Source organism: Sphingomonas sp. PAMC 26621 (genome assembly GCF_000251145.1).
Lineage (GTDB): Bacteria > Pseudomonadota > Alphaproteobacteria > Sphingomonadales > Sphingomonadaceae > Sphingomonas.
In genome coordinates, this window is sequence record NZ_AIDW01000027.1 from 38,975 (window position 1) to 65,854 (window position 26,880).

Annotated in this window: 27 protein-coding genes and 1 pseudogene; 13 read left to right on the plus strand and 15 right to left on the minus strand. The window is 68.6% G+C overall.

The genetic code is table 11. The annotated features are described in order from the left end of the window. Positions 1–9: 9 nt before the first annotated feature. The 10 genes from bchL (at position 10) to hemA (ending at position 8,555) form a co-directional block, all read left to right on the plus strand. Complete coding sequence (bchL, locus tag RI03_RS15180) at positions 10–900, plus strand: ferredoxin:protochlorophyllide reductase (ATP-dependent) iron-sulfur ATP-binding protein (RefSeq protein WP_010162315.1); 891 nt, start codon at positions 10–12, stop codon at positions 898–900. 169 nt (positions 901–1,069) lie between these two features. After that, entirely contained in the window at positions 1,070–1,753 is a 684-nt protein-coding gene (gene bchM / locus RI03_RS15185) for a magnesium protoporphyrin IX methyltransferase (protein WP_010218352.1), read from the plus strand. Next, positions 1,750–3,249 (plus strand): BCD family MFS transporter, encoded by a 1,500-nt coding sequence (locus RI03_RS15190; protein WP_010218354.1) that lies wholly within the window; start codon positions 1,750–1,752, stop codon positions 3,247–3,249. Before bchM ends, RI03_RS15190 begins: the two co-directional genes overlap by 4 nt. A 17-nt stretch (positions 3,250–3,266) precedes the next feature. Next, on the plus strand, positions 3,267–4,055 hold the full coding sequence (gene puhA, locus RI03_RS15195) for a photosynthetic reaction center subunit H (protein ID WP_010218355.1): 789 nt from the start codon (positions 3,267–3,269) through the stop codon (positions 4,053–4,055). Beyond that, entirely contained in the window at positions 4,052–4,714 is a 663-nt protein-coding gene (puhB, locus tag RI03_RS15200; RefSeq protein WP_010218357.1) for a photosynthetic complex putative assembly protein PuhB, read from the plus strand. The genes puhA and puhB overlap by 4 nt, the downstream gene beginning before the upstream one ends. Then, positions 4,711–5,190 carry a photosynthetic complex assembly protein PuhC gene (gene puhC, locus RI03_RS15205; RefSeq protein WP_010218360.1) on the plus strand — a complete coding sequence of 160 codons (480 nt, stop codon included), beginning with the start codon at positions 4,711–4,713 and terminating at the stop codon, positions 5,188–5,190. Before puhB ends, puhC begins: the two co-directional genes overlap by 4 nt. Continuing rightward, positions 5,187–5,483, plus strand: coding sequence for a hypothetical protein (locus RI03_RS15210; RefSeq protein ID WP_010162307.1), 297 nt, complete (start codon positions 5,187–5,189; stop codon positions 5,481–5,483). Before puhC ends, RI03_RS15210 begins: the two co-directional genes overlap by 4 nt. After that, positions 5,480–6,541 (plus strand): magnesium-protoporphyrin IX monomethyl ester (oxidative) cyclase, encoded by a 1,062-nt coding sequence (gene acsF, locus RI03_RS15215; protein WP_010218364.1) that lies wholly within the window; start codon positions 5,480–5,482, stop codon positions 6,539–6,541. The genes RI03_RS15210 and acsF overlap by 4 nt, the downstream gene beginning before the upstream one ends. Next, positions 6,538–7,317, plus strand: a complete 780-nt coding sequence (gene puhE / locus RI03_RS15220; protein WP_010218366.1) for a putative photosynthetic complex assembly protein PuhE — start codon at positions 6,538–6,540, stop codon at positions 7,315–7,317. Before acsF ends, puhE begins: the two co-directional genes overlap by 4 nt. A 17-nt stretch (positions 7,318–7,334) precedes the next feature. Further along, the gene (hemA, locus tag RI03_RS15225; protein WP_010218368.1) at positions 7,335–8,555 is read left to right on the plus strand and encodes a 5-aminolevulinate synthase; all 1,221 of its coding nucleotides are present in this window, start codon (positions 7,335–7,337) and stop codon (positions 8,553–8,555) included. Between the two features lie 270 nt (positions 8,556–8,825). Here the strand turns inward: hemA and RI03_RS15230 are convergent, their stop codons facing one another. From RI03_RS15230 to RI03_RS15275, 11 genes and pseudogenes are all read right to left on the minus strand, one after another. Continuing rightward, on the minus strand, positions 8,826–10,085 hold the full coding sequence (locus RI03_RS15230) for a DUF3422 family protein (RefSeq protein WP_010162303.1): 1,260 nt from the start codon (positions 10,083–10,085) through the stop codon (positions 8,826–8,828). A 60-nt stretch (positions 10,086–10,145) separates the two neighbouring features. Further along, positions 10,146–11,243, minus strand: coding sequence for a photosynthetic reaction center cytochrome PufC (gene pufC / locus RI03_RS15235; RefSeq protein ID WP_010218370.1), 1,098 nt, complete (start codon positions 11,241–11,243; stop codon positions 10,146–10,148). After that, a complete protein-coding gene (pufM, locus tag RI03_RS15240) occupies positions 11,240–12,214 on the minus strand; it encodes a photosynthetic reaction center subunit M (RefSeq protein WP_010162300.1) in 975 nt (324 codons plus the stop codon). Before pufM ends, pufC begins: the two co-directional genes overlap by 4 nt. Before the next feature lie 12 nt (positions 12,215–12,226). Next, positions 12,227–13,066, minus strand: a complete 840-nt coding sequence (pufL, locus tag RI03_RS15245; RefSeq protein WP_010162299.1) for a photosynthetic reaction center subunit L — start codon at positions 13,064–13,066, stop codon at positions 12,227–12,229. A gap of 127 nt (positions 13,067–13,193) precedes the next feature. Further along, on the minus strand, positions 13,194–13,376 hold the full coding sequence (pufA, locus tag RI03_RS15250) for a light-harvesting antenna LH1, alpha subunit (protein ID WP_010162298.1): 183 nt from the start codon (positions 13,374–13,376) through the stop codon (positions 13,194–13,196). A gap of 31 nt (positions 13,377–13,407) precedes the next feature. Continuing rightward, on the minus strand, positions 13,408–13,569 hold the full coding sequence (gene pufB, locus RI03_RS22735) for a light-harvesting antenna LH1, beta subunit (RefSeq protein WP_010218372.1): 162 nt from the start codon (positions 13,567–13,569) through the stop codon (positions 13,408–13,410). A gap of 124 nt (positions 13,570–13,693) precedes the next feature. Next, positions 13,694–15,138, minus strand: a pseudogene (gene bchZ, locus RI03_RS15255) (chlorophyllide a reductase subunit Z). A 133-nt stretch (positions 15,139–15,271) separates the two neighbouring features. Then, on the minus strand, positions 15,272–16,834 hold the full coding sequence (bchY, locus tag RI03_RS15260; RefSeq protein ID WP_443208562.1) for a chlorophyllide a reductase subunit Y: 1,563 nt from the start codon (positions 16,832–16,834) through the stop codon (positions 15,272–15,274). A gap of 82 nt (positions 16,835–16,916) precedes the next feature. Further along, complete coding sequence (locus RI03_RS15265) at positions 16,917–17,900, minus strand: chlorophyllide a reductase iron protein subunit X (protein ID WP_010218379.1); 984 nt, start codon at positions 17,898–17,900, stop codon at positions 16,917–16,919. Continuing rightward, positions 17,897–18,823, minus strand: a complete 927-nt coding sequence (bchC, locus tag RI03_RS15270) for a chlorophyll synthesis pathway protein BchC (protein WP_026046758.1) — start codon at positions 18,821–18,823, stop codon at positions 17,897–17,899. Before bchC ends, RI03_RS15265 begins: the two co-directional genes overlap by 4 nt. A gap of 122 nt (positions 18,824–18,945) precedes the next feature. Further along, a complete protein-coding gene (locus tag RI03_RS15275) occupies positions 18,946–20,010 on the minus strand; it encodes an acetylserotonin O-methyltransferase (RefSeq protein WP_238542398.1) in 1,065 nt (354 codons plus the stop codon). Positions 20,011–20,114: 104 nt separating this feature from the next. On the opposite strand from RI03_RS15275, the gene crtD reads away from it, so the two are divergent. Together crtD and RI03_RS15285 are read left to right on the plus strand one after the other, a co-directional pair. Continuing rightward, positions 20,115–21,677: a 1-hydroxycarotenoid 3,4-desaturase CrtD gene (gene crtD, locus RI03_RS15280; RefSeq protein ID WP_010218386.1), complete on the plus strand. Its 1,563-nt coding sequence runs from the start codon at positions 20,115–20,117 to the stop codon at positions 21,675–21,677. 122 nt (positions 21,678–21,799) lie between these two features. Next, positions 21,800–22,510 (plus strand): hydratase, encoded by a 711-nt coding sequence (locus RI03_RS15285; RefSeq protein WP_238542399.1) that lies wholly within the window; start codon positions 21,800–21,802, stop codon positions 22,508–22,510. Here RI03_RS15285 and RI03_RS15290 read toward each other — a convergent pair. Genes RI03_RS15290 through RI03_RS15305 form a run of 4 tightly spaced genes read right to left on the minus strand, consistent with a single transcriptional unit; the run spans position 22,457 to position 26,322 of the window. Beyond that, on the minus strand, positions 22,457–22,648 hold the full coding sequence (locus tag RI03_RS15290) for a hypothetical protein (RefSeq protein WP_010218390.1): 192 nt from the start codon (positions 22,646–22,648) through the stop codon (positions 22,457–22,459). The genes RI03_RS15285 and RI03_RS15290 overlap by 54 nt on opposite strands. 1 nt (position 22,649) lies before the next feature. Next, positions 22,650–23,525, minus strand: a complete 876-nt coding sequence (gene bchO, locus RI03_RS15295) for an alpha/beta fold hydrolase BchO (protein ID WP_010218392.1) — start codon at positions 23,523–23,525, stop codon at positions 22,650–22,652. Continuing rightward, positions 23,522–25,345, minus strand: a complete 1,824-nt coding sequence (locus RI03_RS15300) for a magnesium chelatase subunit D (protein ID WP_010218393.1) — start codon at positions 25,343–25,345, stop codon at positions 23,522–23,524. Before RI03_RS15300 ends, bchO begins: the two co-directional genes overlap by 4 nt. Beyond that, positions 25,342–26,322, minus strand: a complete 981-nt coding sequence (locus RI03_RS15305) for an ATP-binding protein (protein ID WP_010218394.1) — start codon at positions 26,320–26,322, stop codon at positions 25,342–25,344. Before RI03_RS15305 ends, RI03_RS15300 begins: the two co-directional genes overlap by 4 nt. Positions 26,323–26,399: 77 nt before the next feature. Between RI03_RS15305 and RI03_RS15310 the strand changes: the two genes are divergently transcribed. Further along, entirely contained in the window at positions 26,400–26,867 is a 468-nt protein-coding gene (locus RI03_RS15310; RefSeq protein ID WP_010218395.1) for a TspO/MBR family protein, read from the plus strand. Positions 26,868–26,880: the final 13 nt, after the last annotated feature.

Here is a 26,880-nt window from a genome sequence, read left to right on the forward strand (position 1 = left end):
AATTTGCACATGGCATTGCTTGATCCCCCAATTCGCGGTTTGGATGGCGAAGGCTCGCTTCAGGTCGGGCTCGACCCTAACGACCGGATCGGCAGCGCGAAGGTGTTCGCGGTCTACGGCAAGGGCGGGATCGGCAAGTCGACCACCTCGTCCAACCTCTCCGCGGCGTTCTCGCTGCTCGGCAAGCGCGTGCTCCAGATCGGCTGCGACCCCAAGCACGACAGTACCTTCACGCTGACCAAGAAGCTGATGCCGACCGTGATCGACGTGCTCGAGACGGTCGAATTCCACGCCGAGGAACTGCGGCCCGAGGATTACATGTTCGAAGGGTATAACGGCGTGATGTGCGTCGAGGCGGGCGGGCCGCCGGCGGGCACCGGGTGCGGCGGCTATGTCGTCGGGCAGACGGTGAAACTGCTCAAGCAGCATCATCTGCTCGAGGAGACCGACGTGGTGATCTTCGACGTGCTCGGCGACGTGGTGTGCGGTGGGTTCGCCGCCCCGCTGCAACATGCCGAGCGCGCGGTGGTCGTCGCGGCGAATGATTTCGACAGCATTTTCGCGATGAATCGGATCGTTGCGGCGATCAAGGCGAAGGCGAAGAATTACGACGTGCGGATGGCGGGCGTCATCGCCAACCGCTCCGCCGCGACCGACGAGATCGACCGGTTCAACGCGGCGACGGGGTTGAAGCGGCTCGCGCATTTCCCCGATCTCGACGCGATCCGCCGCTCGCGGCTGAAGAAATGCACGCTGTTCGAGATGGACTCGACGCCCGAGGTCGACGCGGCGTGCCTCGAGTACAAGCGGCTCGCCGCGCAGATGTGGGCGGGGTGCGAGCCGCTCGACGCGCAGCCGATGAAGGATCGCGAAATCTTCGAATTCCTGGGGTTCGAATGATGCTGCGGTGCGCCCATCCCTTCTTCGTCATCCCCGCGGAGGCGAAGATCCATAATGGCGAACCGGGGAAATTGTCGCGGGCCGCCCGCCTTATGGATTCCCGCCTTCGCGGGAATGACGGACTTGGAATGTACGGAGTTGGGAATGACGGTCTGAGGAGGCGCGCGCGATGACGACCGCGACCTACGATCGCTTCCGCGGCAATCTCGAAACCTATTTCGATCGCACCGCCGCGAAGGCGTGGGAGCAGCTCACCTCGGACGCCCCCGTCAGTGGGATTCGCGCGACGGTGCGCGCGGGGCGGACCGAGATGCGCGACACGTTGCTCTCGTGGCTCCCGCACGACATGAGCGGACTCCGACTGCTCGACGCAGGCTGCGGCACCGGCGCACTCGCGGTCGCAGCGGCAGAACGCGGCGCGGAGGTCGTCGCGATCGACGTCGCGGGGAGCCTTGTGCAGATCGCGCGCGACCGGGCACCGGCGCAGCTCAAGATCGACTGGCGCGTCGGCGACCTGCTCGATCCGGCGCTCGGAACGTTCGACCATGTCGTCGCGATGGACTCGCTGATCCATTACCCCGCGTTCGACATCGTCACCGTGGTGCAACGCCTGGCCGAGCGCACGCGTGGATCGATCGTCTTCACCTTCGCCCCGCAGACCCCGCTGTTGCTGGCGATGCTCGGCATGGGCCGGCTGTTCCCGCGCAGCGACCGTTCGCCCGCGATCCTGCCGGTGCGCGACCGGCTGCTGCGCACGCTGATCAGGAATGCGCTGCCCGCCGCGCGGATCGGGCGCGACCGGCGGGTGTCGGCGAGCTTCTACACCAGCCACGCGCTCGAGGTGCTGCCATGACGCGCGACCTGTCCGCGCTCAAGGCCTCGCTGCAACCGCGCCCGGCACGGGTCGGCACGCTCCGCAGCGGGGCGTTCTGGAACCGGCTCGGCACGCGCTTCCTGCCGTTCGCGGATGCGGCGAGCGCGGAATTGCCGCTCGCACGGTTGTTGCGGCTGTCGCTGTTCCAGGTGTCGGTCGGGATGGCGGCGGTGCTGCTGACCGGCACGCTCAACCGCGTGATGATCGTCGAACTCGGCATGGCGAGCTGGGCGGTCGGCGCGATGGTGTCGCTGCCGCTGGTGTTCGCGCCGCTGCGCGCGCTGATCGGGTTCAAGTCGGATCATCACCAGTCGCTGCTCGGGTGGAAGCGCGTGCCCTATCTCTGGTTCGGCACCTTGCTCCAGTTCGGCGGGTTCGCGCTGCTGCCCTTCGCGCTCCTGGTGATGACCGGGCGCGGCGAAGGTCCCGCGATCGTCGGGCAGATCGGCGCAGGACTCGCCTTCCTGATGGTCGGCGCGGGGATGCACACGACGCAGACCGCGGGCCTCGCGCTCGCGACCGACCTCGCGCCGGCGGAGACGCGGCCGCGTGTCGTCGCGCTGCTCTATGTCATGCTGCTGCTCGGCATGATGGTCAGCGCGATCGTGATCGGGCGGCTGCTCGAGCATTTCAGCCCGACGCATCTCGTCCAGATCGTCCAGGGCGCGGCGGTGCTGACGGTGGTGCTCAACGTCACGGCGCTGTGGAAACAAGAGTCGCGGCAGCGCGGCGGAACGGCGGTGCCGGAAACGCGCGCGCGCTTCGGCGAGATCTGGGCGATCTTCATCGCACGCCCGCGGACGATGCGGCTGCTCGTCGCGACCGGGCTCGGTGCGGCGGCGTTCGCGATGCAGGACGTGCTGCTAGAGCCGTATGGCGGGCAGATCCTCGGGCTTTCGGTCGGCGCGACGACGTCGCTGACTGCCTTGTGGGCGGTCGGGATGCTGAGCGGGTTCGCGCTTGCCGCGCGCACGCTCGGCAAGGGCGCCGAGCCGCACCGGCTCGCCGGGTTCGGCGGGGTCGCGGGGATCGCGGCGTTCCTGTGCGTGATCTTCGCCGCCCCGTTGCATGCGACTGCGCTGCTCGCGATCGGCGCGACGATCATCGGGTTCGGCGGCGGATTGTTCTCGGTCGGCACGCTGACCGCGGCGATGGCGATCGCGGATCGCGAGGAGCTCGACGGTCGCACCGGGCTCGCGCTCGGCGCGTGGGGCGCGGTGCAGGCGACCTCGGCGGGGGTGGCGATCGCGATCGGCGCGGTGCTGCGCGACGTCACCTCCGCGGCGGCGGTCGCGCATGATCTCGGGCCGACGCTGGCGAATGCCGCGACCGGCTATGGCGCGGTCTACGTGCTCGAGATCGTGCTGCTGCTCGCGACGCTGGTCGTGCTCGGCCCGCTGGTCCGCCCGGCGACCGACCCGACCCGCATAACCTTTGGCAACGACCGCTTCGGCATTTCCGAATTTCCGGCCTGAACAACGGGAGACCGACCATGCACCCGACCCTCACCCCCGGCATCGATGTCGCGCTGCTGGTCTTTTACGCGTTCGTCCTGTTCTTCCTCTGCCTCGTGATCTACCTGCGCCGCGAGGACCGGCGCGAGGGCTATCCGCTCGAGCATGAGTTCACCGGGCGGCTCGAATCCGAGGGGGGGTTCTTCCTCACCGCGCTGCCCAAGACGTTCAGGTTGCCGTTCGGGCGCGGCACCGTGACGACCCCGACCAAGGGGCGCGAGCCGGTCGAGATCGCGGCGCGCTTTACTGATCGCTTCCCTGGCGCGCCCTATGCGCCGACCGGCAATCCGCTGGTCGACGGGATCGGGCCGGCGGCCTATGCGCACCGCGCCAACCATCCCGATATCGACATGGAGGGGCATCCGCGGATCGTCCCGATGGGGGTGGCGCTCGACTATCAGATCGAACGGCGCGACCCCGATCCGCGCGGCATGCCGGTGCTCGGGTGTGACGGCGCGCTCGCGGGCACGGTGTCCGAACTGTGGATCGATCGCGCGGACCGGCTGATCCGCTACCTCGCGGTCGATCTGGCACCGGGTGATCTCACTGGGGCCGGCGGCGCGGTGCTGGTCCCGATGATGATGTGCAACGTCGAGCGCGGCCGCCGCCGCGTGGTGTGCGACGCGGTCACCGCTGCGCAATTCGCGGATGCCCCACGGATCGGCGCGATCGACCAGATCACCCTGTACGAGGAGGATCGCGTGCTCGGCTACTTCGGCGGCGGCTACCTCTACGCCACCCCCGACCGGCAGGAGCCCCTTCTGTGACCGAGCATGATCATGAACCGATCCCGGGGCTGCCGGGGCTGTTGCCCAAGGACGAGCGGATCCTGTGGCAGGGCGCGCCCGACTGGCGGGTGCTCGCGCGGACTGCATTCCATACGCGGCTGGTGACGGGCTATTTCGTCCTGCTCGCGGGGTGGTCGCTCGGCGCGGCGCTCGCGCGCGGGGTTACGGGGATCGGCGACCTGTCGGGCGTCGCGCTGACCGGCGGGTTCGGTTTGCTCGCGATCGGCCTGCTCAACGCGCTCGCCTGGGGTTCGGCGCGGACGACGCTCTATACGCTGACCAACCGCCGGATCGTGTTGCGCGTCGGCGTGGCGTTTTCGAAATGCATCAACCTGCCGCTGCGGCTGGTCGGCACGGTCGGGCTGGCGACGCACGCGGATGGATCGGGCGACCTGCCGCTGACGCTCAGCAGCGACCGCAAGCTCGGGTTTCTTGCGCTATGGCCGCACGCGCGGCCGTGGCGGGTTTCGACCCCCGAGCCGATGCTCCGCGCGGTGCCCGAGGCCGCGCAGGTTGCCGCGATGATCGCGCGGGCGTGTCTCGCGGTCCATCCGCACGGGACGGTCGCACAGCCGGCGCCCGTCGCTGCGCCGGCACGCGCGCCCGAGCCGGCCTATGCGCAGACGGTGGCGGCATGACCGACGCGCATTCCATCCATCTCCCGCGCGGCGCGCTGATCCTGGCGGGCGCGCTGGTCGCCTTCGCCTTCACGCTGACCGCGGGGATGCGGATCGCGCACATTCCGCCCGCCGCCTCGCCGGTATTGATGCGCAGCGCCGAGCATGTCGCGCCGGTCCGCTCGCGCACGCTGCGCTTCCTCGACGAAGCGGATCGCGGGGTGCGGATCGAGGACGTCGGGACCGGGCGCACCGCGTCCGAGATCGTCCCCGGGCAGAAGACCGGCTTCATCCGCGGCGTGATGCGCGGCCTCGCGCGCGAGCGGCGGTTGCACGGGATCGGCGGCGGCCCGCCCTTCACGCTCACCCAGTGGCGCGATGGCGAGCTGACGCTGACCGACACCGCGACCGGGCGGTCGATCGAACTCAACGCATTCGGCACCACCAACCGCGCCGCCTTCGCTGCGCTGCTCGACGCCACGGAGACCACGCGATGACCCCATTCCGCCGCGCCAGCTTCGACACGCCGTGCCGGATCGAGGTCGAGCATAGCGACGAATTCCTCTGCGCGCATGTCGAGCTGGCGGATGGAGTCGCGATCAACCCGGGCGACCGCGTGCGAGTCCATGGCGACCCGATCCATGTCGCGTTCGGCGACTCGGCAGTGTTCGACCGGATCGCGACGGTCGAGCGCGCGGGCGCGATCGAGCGGTTGTGGACCAGGTTCTGCGGGCATTTCGAGATGACCGAACTCTACGAAGTCAGCTTTTCCGATCGGAGACTGTCATGAACGCCATCACCCCGATCGCGCCCGCCGACACGCTCAAGATCGCGCGTGAGGACACGGTGCTCTCGCCGCGCTTCTACACCACCGATTTCGCGGCGATGGACCGGATCGACGTCTCGCCGGTGCGCGCGGAATGGGACCAGTTGATCGCGGAAATGGTCGCCGACCCGAACCGCCGGCATTTCCGCCGGACCAATGCGTTCGACGGGGTGATCGAAAGCCTGCCCGATGGGCTGCGCGAGGAGTTCATCGATTTCCTGGTGAGTTCGCTCACCGCCGAATTCTCGGGCTGCATCCTCTACGCCGAGATCCAGAAGCGCGCGCAGAACCCCGACATCAAGGCGCTGTTCAAGCTAATGAGCCGCGACGAGAGCCGGCATGCGGGGTTCATCAACGATACGCTCAAGGACGCCGGGATCGGGGTCAACCTCAGCTTCCTGACGCGGACCAAGAAATACACCTATTTCCGCCCGAAGTTCATCTTCTACGCGACCTATCTGTCGGAGAAGATCGGCTATGCGCGGTATATCACGATCTTCCGGCACCTCGCGCAGCATCCGGAATGGCGGTTCCACCCGATCTTCAACTGGTTTGAGGAATGGTGCAACGACGAGTTCCGCCACGGCGAGGCGTTCGCGATCCTGATGCGGACCGACCCGAAGCTGCTGCGCGGGCACAACGTCTGGTGGATCCGCTTCTTCCTCGTCGCGGTCTACGCGACGATGTACGTGCGCGACCATAATCGCCCGGCGTTTCACACCGCGCTCGGGATCGACCCGACCGACTATGATCACCGCGTCTTCACGATCTGCTCGCAGATCACGCGGCAGGTGTTTCCGGTCGTGCTCGACACCGATTCCCCGCGGTTCCGCGCCGGGCTCGAGCGGATGCGCCGGATTGCTGCCGGGATCGACGCGGCCAGGGCGCAAGGCGGCATCGTCGGCGGGATCAAGCGGATCGGGCTGATCGGTGCGGCGGGGGTGGCGTTCGCGCGGCTGTACCTGACCCCGGTCGAGCGCAACGCGATCCCCGCCTCCGCGCGGCTGGTTCCGGCCTGGTGACCGTCCCGCCGCTCCTGTTCGCGCTCGTGATGTGGTTCATCGGCACCGCTGCGGTGGTGTGGCTCGACAGCCGCGCGCGTGCGACGTTCCGCACGAGCTTCAGGCTTGCGGGCGGGGTTGCGGCGATCGCGACGGGGGCGGTGTGGTGGAGTGCTGCGGATGCGGGCTGGGGCGGCGCCTATGTCGGTTTCGCCGCCGCCATCCTGATCTGGGGCTGGCACGAAATGGGGTTCCTGATGGGGTTCGTCGCGGGGCCGAACCGCCTGCCCTGCCCGCCCGAGGCGACTGGCTGGACCCGCCTCAAGCTCGCGACCGCGACGGTGATCCATCACGAGATCGCGCTCGCAGCGACCGTGCTGCTGCTGGTCGCGCTGACCTGGGGCCAGCCCAACCAGGCCGCGCCGCTGACCTTCCTGTTGCTGTTCGGGCTTCGGCTCAGCGCCAAGTTCAACCTGTATCTCGGCGTGCCCAACCTCAGCGACGAAGTGTTCCCGGCGCATCTCGCCTATCTCAAGAGCTATTTCCGGAAACGCGGCGGCAATCCGCTGCTCCCGGTGTCGATCCTGGGCTCGGGCGCGCTCGCGGTGTGGACCTGGACGCTCGCCGAGGCCGCACCCGCGCAGAGCGGCGCCGCGGTGACCGCGACGCTGCTCGCGGGGCTGTCCGCCCTTGGGATGGTGGAGCATCTTTTTCTTGTGTTGCCGCTTAGGGATGCCAGACTGTGGCAGTGGGCGTCGGCAAAGACGAAAGCGGCAAAAGCCGCAGCCAACGACTAGAAGCGGGAGGGTATGCGATGAACTATGAGGCATTCTTTCAGGGTCAGCTCGATACGCTGAAAGAAGACGGGCGCTATCGCAGCTTTGCCGAGCTCGAGCGCCGCGCCGGCCACTTCCCGCGCGCACGCCATTATGGCGAGGGCGGGGTCGACGAGGTCACGGTGTGGTGTTCGAACGATTATCTCGGGATGGGGCAGCACCCGAAGGTACTCGCCGCGATGCACGACACGCTCGATGCGTGCGGCGCGGGCGCCGGCGGCACGCGCAACATTTCGGGGACGACGCATGCGCACGTGCTGCTCGAGGCCGAACTCGCGGACCTGCACGGCAAGGAAGCCGCGTTGCTGTTCACCTCGGGCTATGTCTCGAACTGGGCGGCGCTGAGCACGCTGGCGGCGCGGCTGCCGAACTGCGTGGTGCTGTCGGACGAGCTCAACCACGCCTCGATGATCGAGGGAATCCGCCACAGCCGCGCCGAATGCATCCGCTTCCGACACAATGATCCCGCGGATCTCGACCGCCGCCTCGCCGCGATCCCGGCGGACCGGCCCAAGCTGGTCGCGTTCGAAAGCGTCTATTCGATGGACGGCGACATCGCGCCGATCGCCGAGATTCTCGATGTCTGCGAGAAGCATGGCGCAATGTCGTACCTCGACGAGGTCCACGGCGTCGGGCTGTACGGCGCGCGCGGCGGCGGGGTGGCCGAGCGCGAGGGGCTGATGGACCGCGTCACGCTGATCGAGGGGACCTTGGGCAAGGCGTTCGGGGTAATGGGCGGCTATATCGCGGGCTCGGCCGCGCTGTGCGACTTCATCCGCAGCTTTGCGAGCGGGTTCATCTTCACCACCGCGCTCCCGCCCGCGCTCGCCGCCGGCGCGACCGCAAGCATCCGGCACCTCAAGGCGAGCGGGATCGAGCGCGAGCAGCATCAGGCGCGCGTCGCGCAAGTCCGGCGGCGGCTCGATGCGATCGGCATCCCGTCGATCGACAACCCAAGCCACATCATCCCGGTGATGGTCGGCGATGCGCACAAGTGCAAGATGATCAGCGACTGGCTGCTCGAGCATCACGGCATCTACGTCCAGCCGATCAACTACCCCACCGTCCCGGTCGGGACCGAGCGGTTGCGGCTGACCCCGTCGCCGGTCCATTCGGACGGCGATGTCGACAAGCTGGTGACCGCGCTCTCCGAGATCTGGTCGCAATGCGCGCTGGCGCGGCGCGCGATGGCGGCGTGAGCCGGGCTGCGGGTTAGGGCTTCTACCCCCCCGTTCGGTTCGAGCCTAGTCGAGAACCCTGTCACCGGACCTTGTGCCGGGTTTCTCGACTGCGCTCGAAACGGACCGGGGCGGCGGGGGTCGCGAAGTCTGTCCAGAACGTATCGTCACCCCGGCGAAGGCCGGGGCCGTTTGGTTACCTGGATGCGGCGGCGCGAGGGAGTGCTGTATCGCCGGTCTCGCGCGGAAACATGGCGGCCCCAGCCTTCGCCGGGGTGACGGGGATGCCTTCTATTCCTCCAGCCCGCGCCGCAACCGTCGCGCGAACAGCCATGCGCCCCCGAACACGAGCGGCACCGCTGCAACCATCACCCATTCCTTCCACGCGTGCGCCGGTGCGGCCAGGTATCCGATCAGCGCGACCGCATAATAGCTGATCGCGACCACCGACAGGCCCTCGACCGTCTGCTGCAACCGCAATTGCAGGTGCGTTCGCGTGTCCATCGACGCGAGCAGGTCGCGATTCTGCTTGGCGAGCGCGATGTCGATCCGCGTGCGGAGGAGCTCGCTGGTCCACGCCGCGCGCTGCGACAGGTCGGCGAGCCGCGCGGAGAAACTGTCGCAGGTCCGCACCGCGGGGGTGAGCCGCCGCTCGGTAAAATCGGCGAGCGTCTGGTAGCCCGGAATGCGCCCGATCCCGAGCGTCTCGAGCCGGTCGAGGCTGAGCTGCGCATAGGCGCGCGTCGCGCTCATCCGGTAGCGCGTCTCGGCGAGCAACCGCGCGAGCTCGGCCGAGAGATAGGTCAGTTCGTCGAGCAGGCTGTCGTCCTGCGACACGCGTTCGGACACCGCCGCGGTCAGCGTCGCAAGCCGCGCCTCGAGCCGCGACACGTCGGGCGTCAGCCGCTGCGCGAGCGGCAAGCCGAGCAACGCCATGTTGCGGTAATTGCCGAGCTCCTGCAGCCGCAGCACGAGTTGCGCGGGTTCGTCGCGGAGCAGCCCCTGGTCGAACAGCAAAAGGCGTCCGAACCCGTCGCCGTTGAGCCGGAAATCGGACATGACGCGTGCCTTGCCGTCGCTGACGTCGCACAGGATGAGCGCCTCGGGGACGAACAGCGTGTCGAGCGTATCGTCGGCGGGCGGATCGGTGCCGGGCGGATAGACCGCGATCTGCGTCGCGCGGATCACGTCGCCCGGCATGCCCTCGAGCATTTCCGCCGCGACGGGATCGAACACGTCGGGCGAGAAGGGCTGGTCGAACGCCCCTTCGCGGATGAACGTGTAACTCGCGAATTCAGTGTGCCGTTCGAGCACCAGCTTCATCCCGTGCAGATCGACGACCGCATATTTGGCCGAAGGGGTCAGGCCAATGCCCACCCGAGCGCCGATCGCGTCGAAATGGACCCCGGCGCTGGCGGCCCCCTCCTCGCCCAGCACCGTCACGATCTGCATCAACCGGCACGGCGCGGCAAAGCGCGGCAGCCGCCGAACGTGCATCTCTTCCGACAATGACGCGCGCAACGGATGGCTGCGCAGACTCAGGCGATCCATGCGCTGCCTCCTTTCGGGCGCCTATGCGCGCGCGTTGCCGCGGCGAACAGCCTCAATCGGTCACTGCCGCTTCGTCATCGCCTGCGGGTTGGCGAGCACTGCCGGAACCGCCGCCCCCGCCGCGCCGCCCTCGGGTGCCGCGGTCGGGACCGGGGGGCCCTTGAGTGTCGGGTTGAGCGCGAGCATCGAATAGCCCCCGAGCGGCTTGGACTGGCCCTGGTGGCAGGTCTGGCAATTGACCTTGTACGGATCGCCATGCGGCCCCTTGCGATAGGCCGGGAAGACCGCGGTCAAGGGCGTGATATACCCTTCGTTCGAATCGCGGACCATGCGAATCCCGTAATAGGCGGTCGCGCGCTGCGGGCGGCTGAGGCTCCACGAGCGGAACGACTGGCTGTTGTGGCAATAGGTGCAATTGACCCCGAGCGCGGTGCTCATGTGCATCATCAGCCCGTAGGTCTTTTCGGCATCCTTGATCGACACGACATGGTTGGGCGAGGGATATTCGCTGCTCGCCGCGACGCGGATCTGCGCCTTGCCCGAGAGATAGGTCTGGAACGGATCGTACGGCAGCGAGGCATAGCCGACGCTGACATTGGGGGTGTTCTGGCCGTGCTTGTTGCGCACGATCGTGTCAGGATCGGCGACGCCCTCGGCGATTGCCCATTTGTATGTCGGCACCGCATTGCCGCGGTGGCAGGTGTAGCAGGTGACGCCGGTCTTCTGGACGTGGCTCGACCATTTGCCGTTGATGTTGCGCGTCATCTGCAACATCCGCCGCGCGACGACCTTGGTGTACTTTTCGTCCGAGGCCATGTTCTCGGGGTTGTGGCAGTAATTGCAGCCCTGTGCGGGCGGCGCGACCCATTGGTTGATCGCCGCCATCAGGTGGTTGAACCGCTCGGTCGAGACGTCGCCCAGCACGCGCACGTTCTGATACGTCTCGCGCGCGCGCGGACCGCTGTCATCGGGCAGCGGATAGGGCGGCGGCGGGATCGCGCCGAGCTTGGCGACATGATCGGGGTCGACGACCTGCGCCATGCCCGTCCCGCGAAACCCGGTCTGCTGCGTATTTTTGGGACCGAGCTCGCACCCGCCGAGCGAGACGCTCGCGCCGATCAGCCCCGCCAGCGCTAGGGTCCTGCCAAGGCCGCTCATCGTGGTGCTCCCGGAAGCGTGGCGGGATCGACCACGCCAGGCCCCGGATAATTGGGAGCATAGCCATGCTGGATCGCCCACAGATACCAATTGTCGACCACCGTACCGGTCAACAGGATCCCGATCCCGCCGGTCAGCGTGGTCAGCACCGCGAACCACCAGGCCCAGCGATGGATCGACTCGTACGTCGCGTTGAACCCCATGGTCCAGCGCCAGAACAAAGCGGCGCGCTCGGCCGCGGTGCCGCGATCGGTGATATGCTCGATCTCGCGCTCGCCGCCATAGCGCCCGACCGCGAGGATCGTCGCGCCGTGCATCGCGAACAGCAACGTCGAGCCGTAGAGGAACACGATCGAGAGGCAGTGGAACGGGTTGTAGAAGAGGTTGCCGTAGCGGATCGAGAACGCCGCGGTCCAATCGAGGTGCGGGAAGATGCCGAACGGCACCGCTTCCGCCCAGCTTCCCATCAGCATCGGGCGGATGAAGCCAAGCACGACCATCAACCAGATCGCGCTGAGGAACGCCCAGGAGACGTGCGTCCCCATCCCCAAAGCCCTCGAGCGACGGAACGTCCGCAGCCACCACAGCAGCACCGAGGTCGTCATGCTGAACCCGGCAAGCTGCCACCAGCCGCCCTTGGCGAGCGGGACGAACAGCTGGAAGCCATATTCCGGCCCCGGCGGCTCGAGCGCGAGCCACGGCAGTTGCCGCGCGAACTGAACCGGATCCCAGCCGACCGACGCCCACATGTTAAGCCCGACGATCTCGAACGCGAGAAAGCCGAAGATCAGCGACAGGATGCCGAGCCCGCCGAGATAGATCGGCCCGATCTGCGCATTGCCGATCTTGCCCATCCAGTAGGAATAGCCGGGCTTGCCGAGCCGCGGAAAATCATACGGCCCGAGCAGCGGACCCATTTCGGGTGCGGCGCGCAGCTGCACCTGGGTGAAGATGTTCTGATAGCGTGCCATCGTCTTTCCCCCTCACGACCAGATCGGCAGGTTGAGCCACCACGTCCACCATTCGGGCCAGCCGCGAGTCCACAGCGGCCCCGAGATGATGATGCAGATCGCGCTCCAGAACCCCGCGCTCAGCGCGAGGAACAGCCCGAGCCGGTGGATGCCGAGCGTCCCGATCGAATAGCCGATCGTGTCGCGGAAGAAGGCGTCCTCATATTCGGGCGACTTGACCTCGCCCTGCGACCCGTCCGGGTTCTTCGCGGGGTTGACCGCGGAGAGTACCAGCCCGCCATGCAGCGCCAGCGCGAGCGTGGTGGTAAAGAAGAAGCTCACCGCGAGCATATGCGCGGGATTGTAATGGAAGTGGAGATATTGGTAGCCGGTGTTCGACACCCAATCGAGATGGCTGAAAATTCCGTACGGAAAGCCGAAGCCCCACGCGCCGAGCAGCCACGGCCGGATCACCACCAACGAGACATAAGCGAAGATCGCGACCCCGAACGCGATCGGGACATGATAGCCGATCCCGAGCTTGCGGCAGATCTCGACCTCGCGCAGCGCCCAGGACACGAACGACCCGACCGCGCAGATGGTGATGATCTGCCAGAACCCGCCTTCGCGCAGCGGCGCGAGCCCAAGCCCGTAGGACAGGTCGGGCGGCGCGATGCTGATCAGCCAGATGTTCCACGTCGGCCCGAGCGACGCGGCGTAGACGATCAGTCCCGTGCCGAGCAGCGAGAAGATCGCGGTCGTCACCCCGAAGAAGCCGACGTAAAACGGTCCCACCCAGAAATCGAAAAGATCCCCGCCGAGCAGCGTGCCGCCGCGGACGCGATATTTCCGTTCGAAACTCAGCAACGCCATGACGACTCCCTCCTCCCCCGCACGTCGCGCGCGACCTGGGCGCGCGACCTGGGCGCGGGGCACGGTCCATCGGGTTCAGGATGACGGGAACCGCTGTCCTGGCCCCGTCATCCTGAAACGATACGCTTCACTGCGCGGGCGGTGCCGCCGGTGCGCTGGCCGCCGCGGGTGCGTGGTGCGGTCCGTCGAGCCAGTTGAACTTGTCGGTGCTGAGCAGGATGAAATGAATCAGCAGCGCCAGCACGAACAGGAAGGAAAACAACGCGACGAGCGTCCGTCGCGGATCGAAAATCAGCCAAATTCTCCACATGGTGTGGGTTCCTCTCGATGATGTCGGGCAATCAGTTGATCCACGGTTTCCACGTCCACATCAGGATGTGCGCGACCACCGCGATCGCCGTGAACAGCGCGAAGCTGGTCATGAAGATCTTGTGGAATTCCTTGGCTTCCTCGGGCGTCAGATAGGTTTCTGGCCCGAACCGCTCGTCTCGTTTGTCGCTCATTGCTCCGTCTCCTTGGTGACGATCGACAGGAGCGTCGCAAGCGCTCCCCGGCTGCATCCGCGCGGCAGGCTGCCGTGGGGATCGGGTGTCCGCGCGTTCGCGGAAAGGCTGGGCGCGGCGCGGGTCATCCGCCGCGGCTTTCGCTGATTGCGTGCGCCAGGCGATGCGCGCTGACCGACGCCTCGCCCGCACGGCGCGCGCCGCGTTCGGCGGCGTCGCGGATTCGCTTGGCGGCAGAGATGCGGACGAGCACCGGCTCGCGTTCGATCACCGCGTCGAACGCGGACTTGGCGTCGTCGTCCCACGCGACGTCGCGCTCGATCCGCGCAGGCGTCGCCTCGACCTGGTCGAGCTGCCCGGCGAGCGGGAGGATGTGGAAAAGCGCGTCGAACAGCGCGTTGCACACTTCCTGGATCAGATAGGTCGCGCCGGCATAGCCCATGAACGGCGTGCCCGTGTGCCGCCGGATCACCGCGCCGGGGAAACTCGCGGGGATATAGACCCCGCGCGCGCCGGTCTCGGCCATGTACATGCGTTCGTTGAAGCTGCCGAACACCATCAAGGGCGGATTGCTGCGGATCGCATCGAGCACCGCCTGGTTGTTCGACTTGACCCCGGCCGTGCGCGCGAACGCGAAGTGACAGGGGAGCCCCATGTCGGTCTCGAGGAAATTGCGGATGCCGCGCGCGTAGGTCTCGGTCGCGACGATGCCGAAGCTCGCGGTGCCGAAGAAATCCTGCGTGACCGAGCGCCACAGGTCCCACAGCGGCTTGATCGTGGTGTGCTTCTCGCGTTCGATGAACGGCTCGGGATCGAGCCCGAGGATTTCCCCGAGCTTCCGCAGGAACAGCGTGGTGCTCTCCAGCCCGATCGGGGCCTGGAGATATGGGCGCTCGAGCATCTCGCACAGCCCGCGCCCGAATTCGCGGTAGAGGCAGATGTTGGCGTGCGCGTCGGCGAGTTTGCGGACGTCGGCGAGGTGGCTGCCGAGCGGGAAGACCATGCCGACCTCGGCGCCGATACCCTCGATCAGGCGGCGGATCTCGGCGAGATCGGACGGCATGTTGAAGCTGCCGTACATCGGCCCGATGATGTTGACGCGCGGGCGCTGCCCCTCCTTATGCGGACGCGGCGCGGGGACTTTCTTCGGCCCGAACTGGGTCCATAGCCAGGTCAGCGCGCGGTCGCCCGACTGCCACTGGTCCTCGTCGATCGTGCGCGGCAGGAAGCGCTGGATATTGTGCCCTCGGGCGTGACGCCGCCGCCGATCATCTCGGCGATCGAGCCCGTCACCACCACCGATGGAAGATCCGGGTCGAGCGTTGCCCAGGCGCGCTTCATCGCGCCTTCGGTCCCGTCGCGGCCGAGCTCCTGCTCGCCGAGGCCGGTGACGACGATCGGGAGTTCATGCGGCGGGAGTGCGTCGGTGTAATGCAGAACCGAGGTGACGGGGAGGTTCTCGCAGCCCACCGGGCCGTCGATGATGACCTGCAAGCCCTTGATCGCGGTGAACGCGTAGACCGCGCCCCAGTAACCGCCTGCGCGGTCGTGATCGAGGATGAGGGTCATGCGCTGACTCCCGAACTAAACATGCCGTCATGCTGAACTTGTTTCAGCATCCACCGTGTCACAACGGCAGGCTGCCCTTGCTGCGTGGTGGACCCTGAAACGCGTTCAGGGTGACGGGAGAAGAAAAGGCCGCTCATGACCCCACGCTTTCTTCGGCCTTCGCCGCGGCGATGCGTTTTGCGGCGTATTTCGCCTTAAATTCGGGCCGGTCGACCGGCGTGTCTTCCCACACGCCAGCGGTCGCGCCGGTGCCCACCCCCTCGAAGAAGGCGGTCATCTTGTCGAAGCGCGCCTGGTTGGCGAGCGCTGCATTCACCACCAGCGCGAGGCTCCCCGCCCCCGCCGGCCCCATCAGCGGGCGCGCCGAGATGAGGTTGGTGAAATAGAGCGCCGGGATCGCCTTCTGCTTGGCGTGCTGCACCACGGGCGTGGTGCCGATCGCGAGATCCGGGCCGAATTCCTCGACCGCGGCGATGTCCTGCTCGAGGCTCGCGCGATACTGGACGCGGACGCCGCGGCTGACCAGCCAGTCGCGGTCGGGTTCGGACCAGGGGGTGCGCGGGCAGGCGGTGCCCACGTACGGCACGTCCGCGCCGCTTTCGATCAGCAAACGTGCGACGAGCAGTTCGGAGCCTTCATAGCCCGACACGGTGATCCGCCCGGCGATCGGCCGCGCGGCGAGTGCGCCCCGGATCGCGGGGAGGAAGCGGTTCTTCGCCGCATCGACCTTGTCCTGCGCGATCCCGCACGCCGCGCCGATCGCGTCGAGCCACGCCGCGGTGCCGTCCGCGCCGACCGGGGCGGACCCGACGACCGTGCGCCCCGCCGCTTCGAACTCACGGACGCTCGCGGTGTAAAAGGGGTGGATCGCCGCGACCACCGCGCAATCGAGCGCCGCATACAGCTCGCGCCATTCGCGCGTCGGGACGACCGGGCCGGCCGCCAAGCCCAGCGGTTCGAGCAACAGCCCGATTCCCGGCGGGTCAGCCGGGAACATCTCGCCAAGGAGAGTCACGCTCGGCCGGTCCGGGCGTTGCTTTGGCGCGGCGACGGGGCCGCTCTCGGCCTCCTTGCGCGCATAGCTGAGCATTGCGCCCGCGAGGACGTCCTTCGCCTCGGCATGCGTCGGCACGCCGAAGCCGGGAACGTCGATCCCGATGATCCGCACCCCGTTGATCTGGTCGGGGAGCAATTGCAGCGGCACGCCGCTTGCGGTCGGCACGCAGAGATTGGTGACGATGATCGTGTCGTACAGCGCGGGGTCGGCGAGTTGATGAACCGCGTCGCGAATGTCCTCGAACAGTTTGCCCGTCACCAGCGTCTCGGACGAGAAGGGGACGTAGCCGACGCTGCGTTTGGCGCCGTAGAAATGGGAGGTGAAGGTGAGGCCGTAGACGCAGCACGCCGAGCCCGAGAGGACGGTGGCGGTGCGGCGCATGCGGAGCCCGACGCGGAGCGAGCCGAAGGCTGGGCACATGGATTGCGGCTGGTCGTGCGGGCCTCTCGGGTAGTCGGCGTCGTAGCGGGCTAGGATGTCGGATTTTCCGGCGAGTTCTGCGGCTTCGCGGAGGGTGGCAGTATTGGCGCAACTGCTCCCCTCCCCTTCAGGAGTGGCGGGTGAACCGCGCCCCGCGCGGTTCAGATCAGGCTGAGAGCCTGATCGACCCGCCACTGGGCTGGGGGTGGGGACGTTCATAATCACGTCCCGAACGCGGTCGGACGTCCCCACCCCAACCACTCCCCTGAAGGGGAGGGGCTTAGAAAGAGGATCAGGGCCCTCAGACGGCATCGTACACGACCTCGAGCGTGGGCTTCGCCACATAGGCGACGCCGCGCATGTCCGCCTGGCTCGCAGGCTTCAGCGCATAATCCGCCCCCGTCACATCCGCCGAGAACAGCCCGAGCAACCCGTCCTGGTCTAGCGGCGACGGCCGCAACGGCGGCGCTTCGGCGACGTTGACCGCGAGTTCCTCGAACAGGCTCGCCCATTGCCCGCCGGGCTTGCCGATGATCTGGTAATTCGCGCTTTTCTTGCGGATGTCCTCGTTCGCGGGGATCGCGGTCAGCACCGGGATGCCGACTGCCGCGGCAAACGCCTCCGCCTCGCCGGTGCCGTCGTCCTTGTTGAGGATCATCCCCGCGACGCCGACATTCCCGCCCATCTTGCGGAAATATTCGACTGCCTTGCAGACGTTATTGGCGACGTAGAGCGACTGCAGGTCGTTCGACGCGACCACGATCACCTTCTGGCACATGTCGCGCGCGATCGGCAGGCCGAAGCCGCCGCACACCACGTCGCCCAGGAAATCGAGCAAAACATAGTCGAAGCCCCACTCATGGAACCCGAGTTTCTCGAGCGTCTCGAACCCGTGGATGATCCCGCGCCCGCCGCACCCGCGCCCGACTTCGGGCCCGCCGAGTTCCATCGCGAACACCCCGTCGCGCTGGAAGCAGACGTCCTCGATCCCGATCTCCTCGCCCGCAAGCTTCTTGCGCGAGCTGGTCTCGATGATCGTCGGGGTCGATTTGCCGCCGAACAGCAGCGAGGTCGTATCGCTCTTCGGGTCGCAGCCGATCAGCAGCACGCGCTTGCCCTGCTGCGCCATCATGTAGCTGAGGTTCGCCAGCGCGAACGACTTGCCGCTGCCGCCCTTGCCGTAGATCGCGATGATCTGCGTTTCCTTGGTGACCGGGCCGGTCGGGACCGGGTCCGGTTCGTGCTCGGCTTCCTGCCGCAGCGGTCCGGGATCGAGCATCGTCATGCAGCCCTCCAGTCGAGTACCATCTTGAGACAGTCCGGGTCGCCAAAGGCGGCGGGATAGGCGTCGAGCGCCTCGGTCGCGGGGCGGACGTGGCTGATCAGCCCGCCGAGCCGCAGCGCACCGGAGTCGACCAGTGCATGGGTCGCGGCGACGTCTGCGGGGGTGAATTCGGCGGAGATGCGCAGCCGCGCCTCGCGCTGGAAGGCAGGCGGGAAGCCGAAGCTCAGCCGGTCGTAAAACCCCGCGAGCACGATCTCGCCGCGCTTCGCTAGCCGCGGGATCGCGGTGTCGAGAATGTCGGGCGCGCCGCTCGCGTCACAGATCGTCGCATAATCGCGGCGGTCGTCGTGCTCAGGGTCGATCACGGCGTAACCATCGCCATCGCGCCGGTCCGGGTTGGTTTCCCACACGGTCGGTGCAGGCGCGCCGCAGGCGACCGCGATCCGCGCGACCAGCCGCCCGACGATCCCGTGGCCGATCACCAGATCCGGCGGATTGCCCCCCGCCACCGCATGATAAGCGGTTGCCGCCAGCGCAGTGAGGATCCCGTCCGCCCCGAGCGATTCGGCGACCGGAAGCGCGCGCGCCGAGGGCAGGATGACGCGCTCAGCCGTTCCCCCGAACAATCCGCGCGCGTCCTGATAGCAATTGGCGCCGGGGACGAAGACCCATTCGCCGATCCGCCCGCGCACCTCCGCCCCGGCATCGACGATCCGCCCGACCGATTCATACCCCGGAACGAGCGGATACCCCATGCCGGGAAAAGCGGGCATCCGGCCCGACCACAGCAGTTTCTCGGTGCCCGAACTGATCCCGCTCCAGGCGACGTCGATCAGGACGTCGGCGGTACCCAGGTCGGTCAGCGCGAGCGGACGAAGGACCAGCCGTTCAGGCGCCTCCAATACCACTGCCAGTGTTTCCACCGCGCTTCTCCCCGGACGACAATGCCACTACGGCTCGTCTTGAGTGTAAGTTTAGTTGGACACTTTTAGTTGTCAATCTTTTATGTCGCCTGATTGGCGGCGTGCAACGATGACCCGGCAGGTCAGCGGCATCGCGGTTGCCAGCGTCCGCACCGTGGCGAAGCCTGCGGTGCGCAGCATCGCGTGGATTTCGCGGGGAGTCCGGGGTCGCCCCGACCCCATGGCGAGCAGATACAGGCCAAAATAGGCGTCGCCCGCCGGCTCTGCGCCGCGCGTGCCCGCCATCGGTCTGCAATCAGCAGCGTGCCGCCGGGGGGCAGCGCGGCATGGATCGCGCGCAGCAACGCAAGGGCGGGCGCATCGTCATGATCATGCAGCACGCGGACCAGCGTGATCAGGTCGTGTCCGGCAGGGAGCGGATCGAGCAGGAAATTCCCGCCGTGGATCGTCGTTCGCGCACCAAGGCCAGCGGCGGCGAGTCGGGCCTGCGCCCGCACGCCGACCGCAGGGAGATCGAACACGGCGAGGTCGATCCCGGATACGTGGTTGCCGACCGACTCGACGAACCGCCCCTCCCCGCCGCCGACATCGAGCATCCGGCGATGCTGCGCGAAGCGATAGGACCGCAGGATTTGCGCGGCGACCAAAGGCTGCGAGGCTGCCATCAGCCGTGAATAGGCACTGACCGCCGCCGTATCGCCGTCGCCCGGATGCTCGGCGTAGCGCCAGAAGCCTGCGAGTGCCCCGCCCCCTCCGCCGCGTCGCAACAACGCAGCGGGATCGGCGAGATCCGCATAGAGCAGGTGATGGTGCGCGACCATTTCGGCGATGCCGCCATTCCCGCGCAGCGCCGCGCCGTTGCTGCCGAGGACCCATGCCGCCCCAAAGGGTTCGACCAGCCCAAGCGATGCCGCTGCGCGCAGCAGGCGCAACGCGGAGTCGGGGGACAGGTCGCAGTGGCGCGCGATCACCCCGGTTTCCAGCGGGCCTTCCGCCAGCAGGTCGAGCAACCCGAGGTCGACACACGCCGCGAGCGTCTGCGCGTAGACGAACCCCGCGACGAGATCGAACAGCCCCCGTGCCCGCGCATGCGCGACCGGGCGGGTCAGCCAGCATCGCGCGGCAAAGTCTTGAAACCGTGGGGAGGACAGCACGGCGTTGCGCCAGCCGATCCAGGTCCCGCGCATGCGATGCAGATAGTCCTTTGACATGCTTTCCAATCTGGACGAAACCTTGTGTCCAGTTGATTGGACACCAAAGGGGTTGCGGTCAACTGTCGTGGAGAAGGCCGGTGGCAACGCAGGACCATGCCGTCATCATCGGGGCTGGAGTCGGGGGGCTCGTCAGCGCGGCGCTGCTTGCGGCGCAGGGGATGGCGGTGACGGTGGTCGAGGCTGCCCCCACCCCCGGCGGCAAGCTGCGCGCGGTCCATCCCGGGGGAGCGGCGATCGACGCGGGGCCGACGGTGTTCACCTTGCGGCACGTGTTCGACGCGGTGTTCGACGCGTGCGGATCATCGCTCGACGCGCATCTCACCCTCACCCCCGCGACGATCCTCGCGCGGCATGCCTGGGGCGACGACCGGCTCGACCTGTTCGCCGATCCGGCCGAGAGCGCGGCGGCGATCGGCGCGCTTGCGGGCGCGCGCGAGGCGGCGGGGTATCGCGCATTCCGCGCCGAGGCGCAGCGGATCTTCGAGACGCTCGACCGGCCATTCCTGCAGGCACCGCAGACCAACCCGCTCGGGCTGACGTGGCGGCTCGGGTGGCGCGGTTTTGCCGATCTCAACCGGATCCGCCCGTATGAGTCGCTGTGGCGCGCGCTCGGCGACCATTTCCGCGATCCGCGGCTGCGGCAGTTGTTCGGGCGCTATGCGACCTATTGCGGGTCGTCGCCGTTCCAGTGTCCGGGGACGCTGATGCTGATCGCGCATGTCGAGGCAGCGGGGGTGTGGCTGATCGAGGGCGGGATGCACCGCCTTGCGCTAGCGCTCGAGGCGCTGGCGCTGCGCAACGGCGCGACCTTTCGCTATGGCGCGCCGGTCGCCGAGATCCTCGTCGAGCGCGGGCGGGCGGCGGGGGTCGTGCTCGCGACGGGCGAGCGGATCGCGGCGGGCGCGGTGGTGTGCAACGCCGATCCTGCCGCGCTGGCGGGCGGCGCGTTCGGCGCCGGCGTGCGGCATGCGGTCCCGGCGCAACCGCCGGCGCGGCGGTCGTTGTCGGCGCTGGTGTGGTGCGCGCGCGGGAACGCCGAGGGCTTTCCGCTGGTGCGCCACAACGTCTTCTTCTCGCGCGACTCAGCCGCCGAGTTCGACGCGCTCGCGGGCGGACGGCTGGCGGGCGACCCGAGCGTCTACGTCTGCGCGCAGGACCGCGACGCGCGCGACGTCGCGGCGCGCATCGGCCCCGAACGCTTCCAGATCATCGTCAACGCGAGCCCCACCGGCGACACCCATCCCCTCACCCAAGCGGAGACGGACCAATGCACTCAGTCGATGCACGCAACGCTCACCCGCGCCGGCTTGACGCTCGACCTGCCGGCGGCGGCAACGGTGCTGACCAGGCCGCAGGACTTCCACCGCCTGTTTCCACGGACGGGTGGAGCCCTTTATGGACCGGACTCGCACGGGTGGGCGGCGTCCTTCCGGCGCCCCGGCAGCCGGACTCGGATCCCTGGGCTCTATTGCGCGGGCGGGAGTACCCATCCGGGCGCGGGCGTCCCGATGGCGGCCTTGTCCGCCCGCCTAGCCGTCGACTCCCTGCTCAGGGACCGCGCTTCGACGGTGTCGTCCCACCCGGTGGCTATGCCTGGTGGTATGTCGACGCGTTCAGCGCGGACCGTCGCTTCGGCCTGACGATCATCGCGTTCGTCGGGAGCGTCTTCTCGCCCTATTACAAGCTGTCGGGGCGCGGGCGGCCGGACAATCACTGCGCGATCAACGTGGCGTTGTGCGGCCCGCGCGGCGGGGCCTGGGCGATGACCGAGCGTGGCGAGAAGCGGGTGCGCCGCGATGCGGATCATTTCGCGGTGGGGCCGAGCGCGCTGAGCTGGGACGGGGATACGCTGGTGATCGACATCGCCGAGATTTCCGCGCCCTTGCCCTATCCGGTGCGCGGCACGGTGCGGGTGCGGCCCGAGATGATCGGGACGACCGCCTTCGCGCTCGATCCCGAAGCGCGCCACCGCTGGCATCCGGTCGCGCCGCGCGCGCGAGTCGAGGTGGAGATGACGCACCCGGACGTGCGCTGGTCGGGGGACGGCTATTTCGATTCGAACTTCGGCGACGAACCGCTCGAGGCGGGGTTCGACGACTGGCACTGGGCGCGCGCGCATCTGAAGACCGATGTCGCTGTGTTGTATGAGGGGCGTCGCCGCAACGGCGCGCCGTTCGACCTTGCGCTGAAGTTCGACCGGCAGGGGCGCTGGCACGACGTTGCGCCGCCACCGCGCGTGGTGCTGCCGCGGACGCGCTGGCTGGTGCCGCGGGCGACTCGCGCCGATCCGGGATCGGTGCCGACGGTGGCGAAGACGTGGATCGACGCGCCGTTCTACGCGCGTTCGGCGCTCGACACCCGACTGTTCGGCGAGTCCGTCCGCGCTGTGCACGAGAGCCTGTCGCTCGGGCGTTTCCGCTCACCGGTCGTCCAGTCGATGCTCCCCTACCGGATGCCGCGCGCCTTCTGGTGAGTCGTCGGCTTTCCGAACCTTGTCGCGCGCGATCTCGCGGTTGATCGAGACGAGCTGCCAGACGATGAAGACGACCGTGGGCACCCCGACGATCGCCATGTCGAGCAGCGCGACGAGGCCGGGGTGGCCTGCGATCACGCTATTGCACCCTCCCCGCGAACCCTTGGATCAGCGCCGCCACATCCGCGGGGCGTTCCTCATGCGCGAGATGGCCAAGCCCCGGCATGACCTCGGTCCGGCTCCCGGGGATCAGCGCCCCCGCCGCCTTGACCGACGAGAGCGGAATCGCCGTATCCGCCGCGCCGTGCACCAACAGCGTCGGCACGCGCAGCCGCGGCACGTCGCGCGCGAACGGGTCGAGGTCCCACGCCGCCATCATCGTGATCGCGCCTGCGACATGATCCGACGTCGCGAACAGCCGCCGGTAGAAATCGACCCCGGCCGAGTCGATCCGTGACCCCGTCGCGCGTTTGACATAGGCCGAAGCATCCCCGGGCCCGCGCACCATCGCAGCGACGATATGCGGCGCGAACGGATTGACGAACAGCATCCGCGCGAGCGTCGGGAACAACTGCGCGGCAAGCCCCGGGAACGGCATCAGCGCCGGATTGAGGCCGACCACGCCGCGCGGCCGGACCAGCCCGTCGAGCACCATCCGCACCCCGATCGCCGCCCCCGCCGAATGCCCGACGACGAGATCAGGCGCTACCCCGAGCGTGCCGAGCAGATTGCCGACCGCGCGCGCCATCGCGGGCATCGCGAGCCCGCCGGAGGGACGCCCGGTGGTGAAGCCATGCCCCGGCAGATCGGGCGCGACGACCGTGAAGCGCTCTGCCAGCAGCGGCATCAGCCCGCGCCAGCTATGCGTCGCCGCGCCGGTGCCGTGGAGCAGCAGCACGACCGGCCCCGCCCCCATCTGCTGGACGTGCCAGCGGATTCGCCCGCTCTCGACGAACCGGCTGGCGGCGCGATTGGGCCAGTCGCGCCCCTCGACCGACCAGCGCGGCGCGCTCATGCCGCCTGCACCGCGGCGACCGCGCGGTGCATCGCCGCCGCATCCGCGCGCGGCAGCGGGAGATAGCGCGCGCCCATCGCCAGCGCGAGGCGCGCGCCCTCGGGGCGGGGCCGCGCGGACGTGTCGAGGAACGCCGCACCGATCCGCATCTGGCCGATCGCGCGCGCGGCCTGTTCGGCGTCGCGCTCGGCGCGGTCGCGGACCGCGCTGCCGTCTGCGGCGATGTTGGCGCGGCCGTCGGTCAGCACGACGAGGAACGGAGTCCGTCCGCGCGCGCGCGCCGCTTCCGCCAGCAGCCGCGCGGCGTCGAGCCCGGCGGCGAGCGGCGTCCCCCCGCCCCCCGGCAGCGCCGCGAGCGCACGCCGCGCGCGGGTCAGCGAGCGTGTCGGCGGGAGCAGCAGTTCCGCACCAACCCCGCGAAACGCGATCAGCGCGACCTGCGCGCGCTTTACATAGGCCTCGGCGAGCAACAGCTCGACCGCGCCCTTCGCCTCCGCCAGCCGCGCCGCCGCCGCCGACCCCGACGCATCGACCGCGAAGATCGTCAGTGTTTCGCTGCGAGTCTCGAACCGGCGGATGCGCAGGTCGTCGCGCCGGATCCGGATCGCGCCGTCGCCCCGCGCGCGCAGCGTCTGCCACGGCGCGGCGGCGCGCAGCGTATCGATCAGGCTTAGCCGCACGCCACCGCGCGGGATACCTGCGCGCGAGGCCAAAGGGCGGCCGCGCAATGCGGACTTGCGGCGTTCGCCAGCACCGCTCGCGCGGTTCGCGCTACGCCGCCCGCGCCCTGCCGCGAGCTGTTCGAGCATGTCGCGCGGGAGCGTGGCGAGCGCGGCTTCGAGGATGACGTCTTCGGGGGCCTCGGGGGTGCCGTGTTCCTCCTCGCCCGAGTCGCTTTCGGGAGGTGGCGGCGGGGGGTCGCTGGCGCTGTCGGCTTCGGGCGGCGCGGGCAGCCGGGTCGCGCGGGGCACGAGGACGAGACGGACCGCGAGCAACAGATCCTCGTCCTCGATGCCATCGCGCCCGGCAAGCGCGGCGGCGGCGCGCGCGGTGCGGAGCGCGAACAGCGGCGCGCGGGCGGAATCGATCCCGAGTGCCAGTGCGGTTGCGGCGAGGATGGCAAATGGGTCGGGTGGTGGGGTTGCCTTTACCCGATCGTTTTCGAGCAGGCTTTCGGAGGCAATTTCAACGGTTTCTGTCACCAGACGCGTCATTTTGGCGGCATCCTTCCCCGGCGAAGGCCGGGGCCCAGTCGCGCAGGTCGCTGTAACAGCGCGCATCGCTTCGCCAGCATCGTCCCGCAACTGGGCCCCGGCCTTCGCCGGGGAAGCGGAAGTCGGGCGACACCCCGACAGATCCATCCGAAACGCGAGCCGCTCGACCAGCGTCTGGGGCGGGGCCTCGTCGTCCACCCCGTCGTCGAGCGCGACCACCGCGACCTGCACCGCCGCCCCGTCCACCGCGCCCGCATCGAGCACGCCCGCGAGTCGCGCGGCGGTCGCGTCGGTCATCCGGTCCGACATCGGCAGCACCACCAAGCCGCCATCCGCCGCCGCCAGCAGCCCGCGCTGCCGCACCGGTCGCCCAAGCGCGAGCGTCGCGCCGAGATCAAGCCCGCCGAGGAACGCCTCGTCGTCAACGTGCGCGGGAATCCGTCGCAGCGGCGCGCCGTCGGGCAAGGCCGCATGGAGCGCCGCCACCACGTCGTCGCGCATGTCACCCCCGCCGCGCAGGATCATCCCGCCAAGCCCGACCGGATCCATAGCGCACAGCCGCGCCGCCAGCAGCGCATCGTCCAGCGCCGAGGGCGGATCGGTCATGCCGCCGCCAGTTCGTCCAGCGCGCGTTCGATCCGCACGGTCGAGCCGGTTTCGTCGAGCACCCCGCGCCGCAGCCGATGCCGCAGCGCAAGCGGCGCGATCCGCGCGATATGGTCGGCGGTGACCGCGCCCGCGCCGTCGAGCGCCGCCAGCGCCCGCGCCGCGCGGATCAGCGTCAGTTCGCCGCGCAACCCGTCCGCGCCGACCGCCATGCACAGGGTCGAGGCGCGCGCCAGCATCGGATCGGGCACGACCACCTCCGCAAGCCCGGCGCGGCCGCGCGCGATTCGCTTGAGCGTCTTCTTCTCCGCGCTCCGCCACGTTTCGGCAAAGGCCTCGGGCGTCCGCTCGAACGCGTCGCAGCGCCTGAGGATCTCGACCCGGCTCGCCAGGTCCTGCGGGGTCCGCACCTCGACCGACAGCCCGAAACGATCGAGCAATTGCGGGCGGAGCTCGCCCTCCTCGGGGTTGCCGCTGCCGACCAGCACGAACCGCGCCGGATGCCGCACCGAAAGTCCCTCGCGCTCGACGACATTCTCGCCCGACGCCGCGACATCGAGCAGCAGGTCGACGATGTGATCCTCGAGCAGGTTGACCTCGTCGATATACAGGAACCCGCCATTGGCACGCGCGAGCAGGCCCGGCTCGAACGCCTTGACCCCCGCCCCAAGCGCCCGCTCCAGATCGAGCGCGCCAACCACGCGATCCTCGGTCGCACCAAGCGGGAGATCGACGAACGGAACCGCGACGGTTGCTTTTGCAGCGACCGGCGGCGCGCCTTCGGGATGATAGCCTGCCAGCGCGGCAGGCATCGGCGGCAGCAACGCCGCCAGCGTGCGCACCGCTGTCGACTTGCCCGTCCCGCGATCGCCGAACACCATCACCCCGCCGATCCGCGGATCGACCGCGGCGAGCAGCAGCGCAAGCTTCATCTCGTCCTGGCCGACGATCGCCGAAAAGGGAAAGGCCGCTCGCATGCCCTCAGTGTATCATGCGCTTGACACTCGGCAAGTGGACACTGGCGTTTTGCGCGCGTTGCCACCAAATATGCTGAATGAATCCGCTTTATGTCTCCGGCGCGTGCGCCACCGCCCTGCTCGTCGTCGGTGGGCTCGCGACGCCGATCGGCGACTGGTACAAGAATTTGCGCAAACCCTCGTGGCAGCCGCCCAACTGGCTGTTCGGCCCGGCGTGGACCGTCATCCTCGGGCTCGCCGCCTGGTCCGCCGCGATCGCCTGGACCGCTGCGCCCGATTCCGCCGCGCGGACCTCGGTCGTGATCCTGTTCGCGGTCAACGCGCTGTGCCATTTCCTGTGGAGCCCGTTGTTCTTCGCGCTCAAGCGGCCCGACTGGGCGCTGGGCGAAGTGGTGTTCCTGTGGGGATCGCTGGTCGCGTTGCTGGTCGGGCTGGCTCCGATATCGCCGTTCGCCGCACTGTTGATCGTGCCGTATTTCCTGTGGGTCAGCTTCGCCGCGGTCCTCAACTGGTCGATCGTGCGGCTCAACGGCCCCTTCGCTTGATCTCCACCCGCTG

Bases quoted from the DNA above. Each gene is read 5' to 3' on its own strand.
- bchL (WP_010162315.1), top strand. From the start codon at position 10: ATGGCATTGCTTGATCCCCCAATTCGCGGTTTGGATGGCGAAGGCTCG.
- bchM (WP_010218352.1), top strand. From the start codon at position 1,070: ATGACGACCGCGACCTACGATCGCTTCCGCGGCAATCTCGAAACCTAT.
- RI03_RS15190 (WP_010218354.1), top strand. From the start codon at position 1,750: ATGACGCGCGACCTGTCCGCGCTCAAGGCCTCGCTGCAACCGCGCCCG.
- puhA (WP_010218355.1), top strand. From the start codon at position 3,267: ATGCACCCGACCCTCACCCCCGGCATCGATGTCGCGCTGCTGGTCTTT.
- puhC (WP_010218360.1), top strand. From the start codon at position 4,711: ATGACCGACGCGCATTCCATCCATCTCCCGCGCGGCGCGCTGATCCTG.
- RI03_RS15210 (WP_010162307.1), top strand. From the start codon at position 5,187: ATGACCCCATTCCGCCGCGCCAGCTTCGACACGCCGTGCCGGATCGAG.
- acsF (WP_010218364.1), top strand. From the start codon at position 5,480: ATGAACGCCATCACCCCGATCGCGCCCGCCGACACGCTCAAGATCGCG.
- hemA (WP_010218368.1), top strand. From the start codon at position 7,335: ATGAACTATGAGGCATTCTTTCAGGGTCAGCTCGATACGCTGAAAGAA.
- RI03_RS15230 (WP_010162303.1), bottom strand. From the start codon at position 10,085: ATGGATCGCCTGAGTCTGCGCAGCCATCCGTTGCGCGCGTCATTGTCG.
- pufC (WP_010218370.1), bottom strand. From the start codon at position 11,243: ATGAGCGGCCTTGGCAGGACCCTAGCGCTGGCGGGGCTGATCGGCGCG.
- pufM (WP_010162300.1), bottom strand. From the start codon at position 12,214: ATGGCACGCTATCAGAACATCTTCACCCAGGTGCAGCTGCGCGCCGCA.
- pufL (WP_010162299.1), bottom strand. From the start codon at position 13,066: ATGGCGTTGCTGAGTTTCGAACGGAAATATCGCGTCCGCGGCGGCACG.
- pufA (WP_010162298.1), bottom strand. From the start codon at position 13,376: ATGTGGAGAATTTGGCTGATTTTCGATCCGCGACGGACGCTCGTCGCG.
- pufB (WP_010218372.1), bottom strand. From the start codon at position 13,569: ATGAGCGACAAACGAGACGAGCGGTTCGGGCCAGAAACCTATCTGACG.
- bchY (WP_443208562.1), bottom strand. From the start codon at position 16,834: ATGAACGTCCCCACCCCCAGCCCAGTGGCGGGTCGATCAGGCTCTCAG.
- RI03_RS15265 (WP_010218379.1), bottom strand. From the start codon at position 17,900: ATGACGATGCTCGATCCCGGACCGCTGCGGCAGGAAGCCGAGCACGAA.
- RI03_RS15275 (WP_238542398.1), bottom strand. From the start codon at position 20,010: ATGCGCGGGACCTGGATCGGCTGGCGCAACGCCGTGCTGTCCTCCCCA.
- RI03_RS15285 (WP_238542399.1), top strand. From the start codon at position 21,800: ATGACCGAGCGTGGCGAGAAGCGGGTGCGCCGCGATGCGGATCATTTC.
- bchO (WP_010218392.1), bottom strand. From the start codon at position 23,525: ATGAGCGCGCCGCGCTGGTCGGTCGAGGGGCGCGACTGGCCCAATCGC.
- RI03_RS15300 (WP_010218393.1), bottom strand. From the start codon at position 25,345: ATGACCGATCCGCCCTCGGCGCTGGACGATGCGCTGCTGGCGGCGCGG.
- RI03_RS15305 (WP_010218394.1), bottom strand. From the start codon at position 26,322: ATGCGAGCGGCCTTTCCCTTTTCGGCGATCGTCGGCCAGGACGAGATG.
- RI03_RS15310 (WP_010218395.1), top strand. From the start codon at position 26,400: ATGAATCCGCTTTATGTCTCCGGCGCGTGCGCCACCGCCCTGCTCGTC.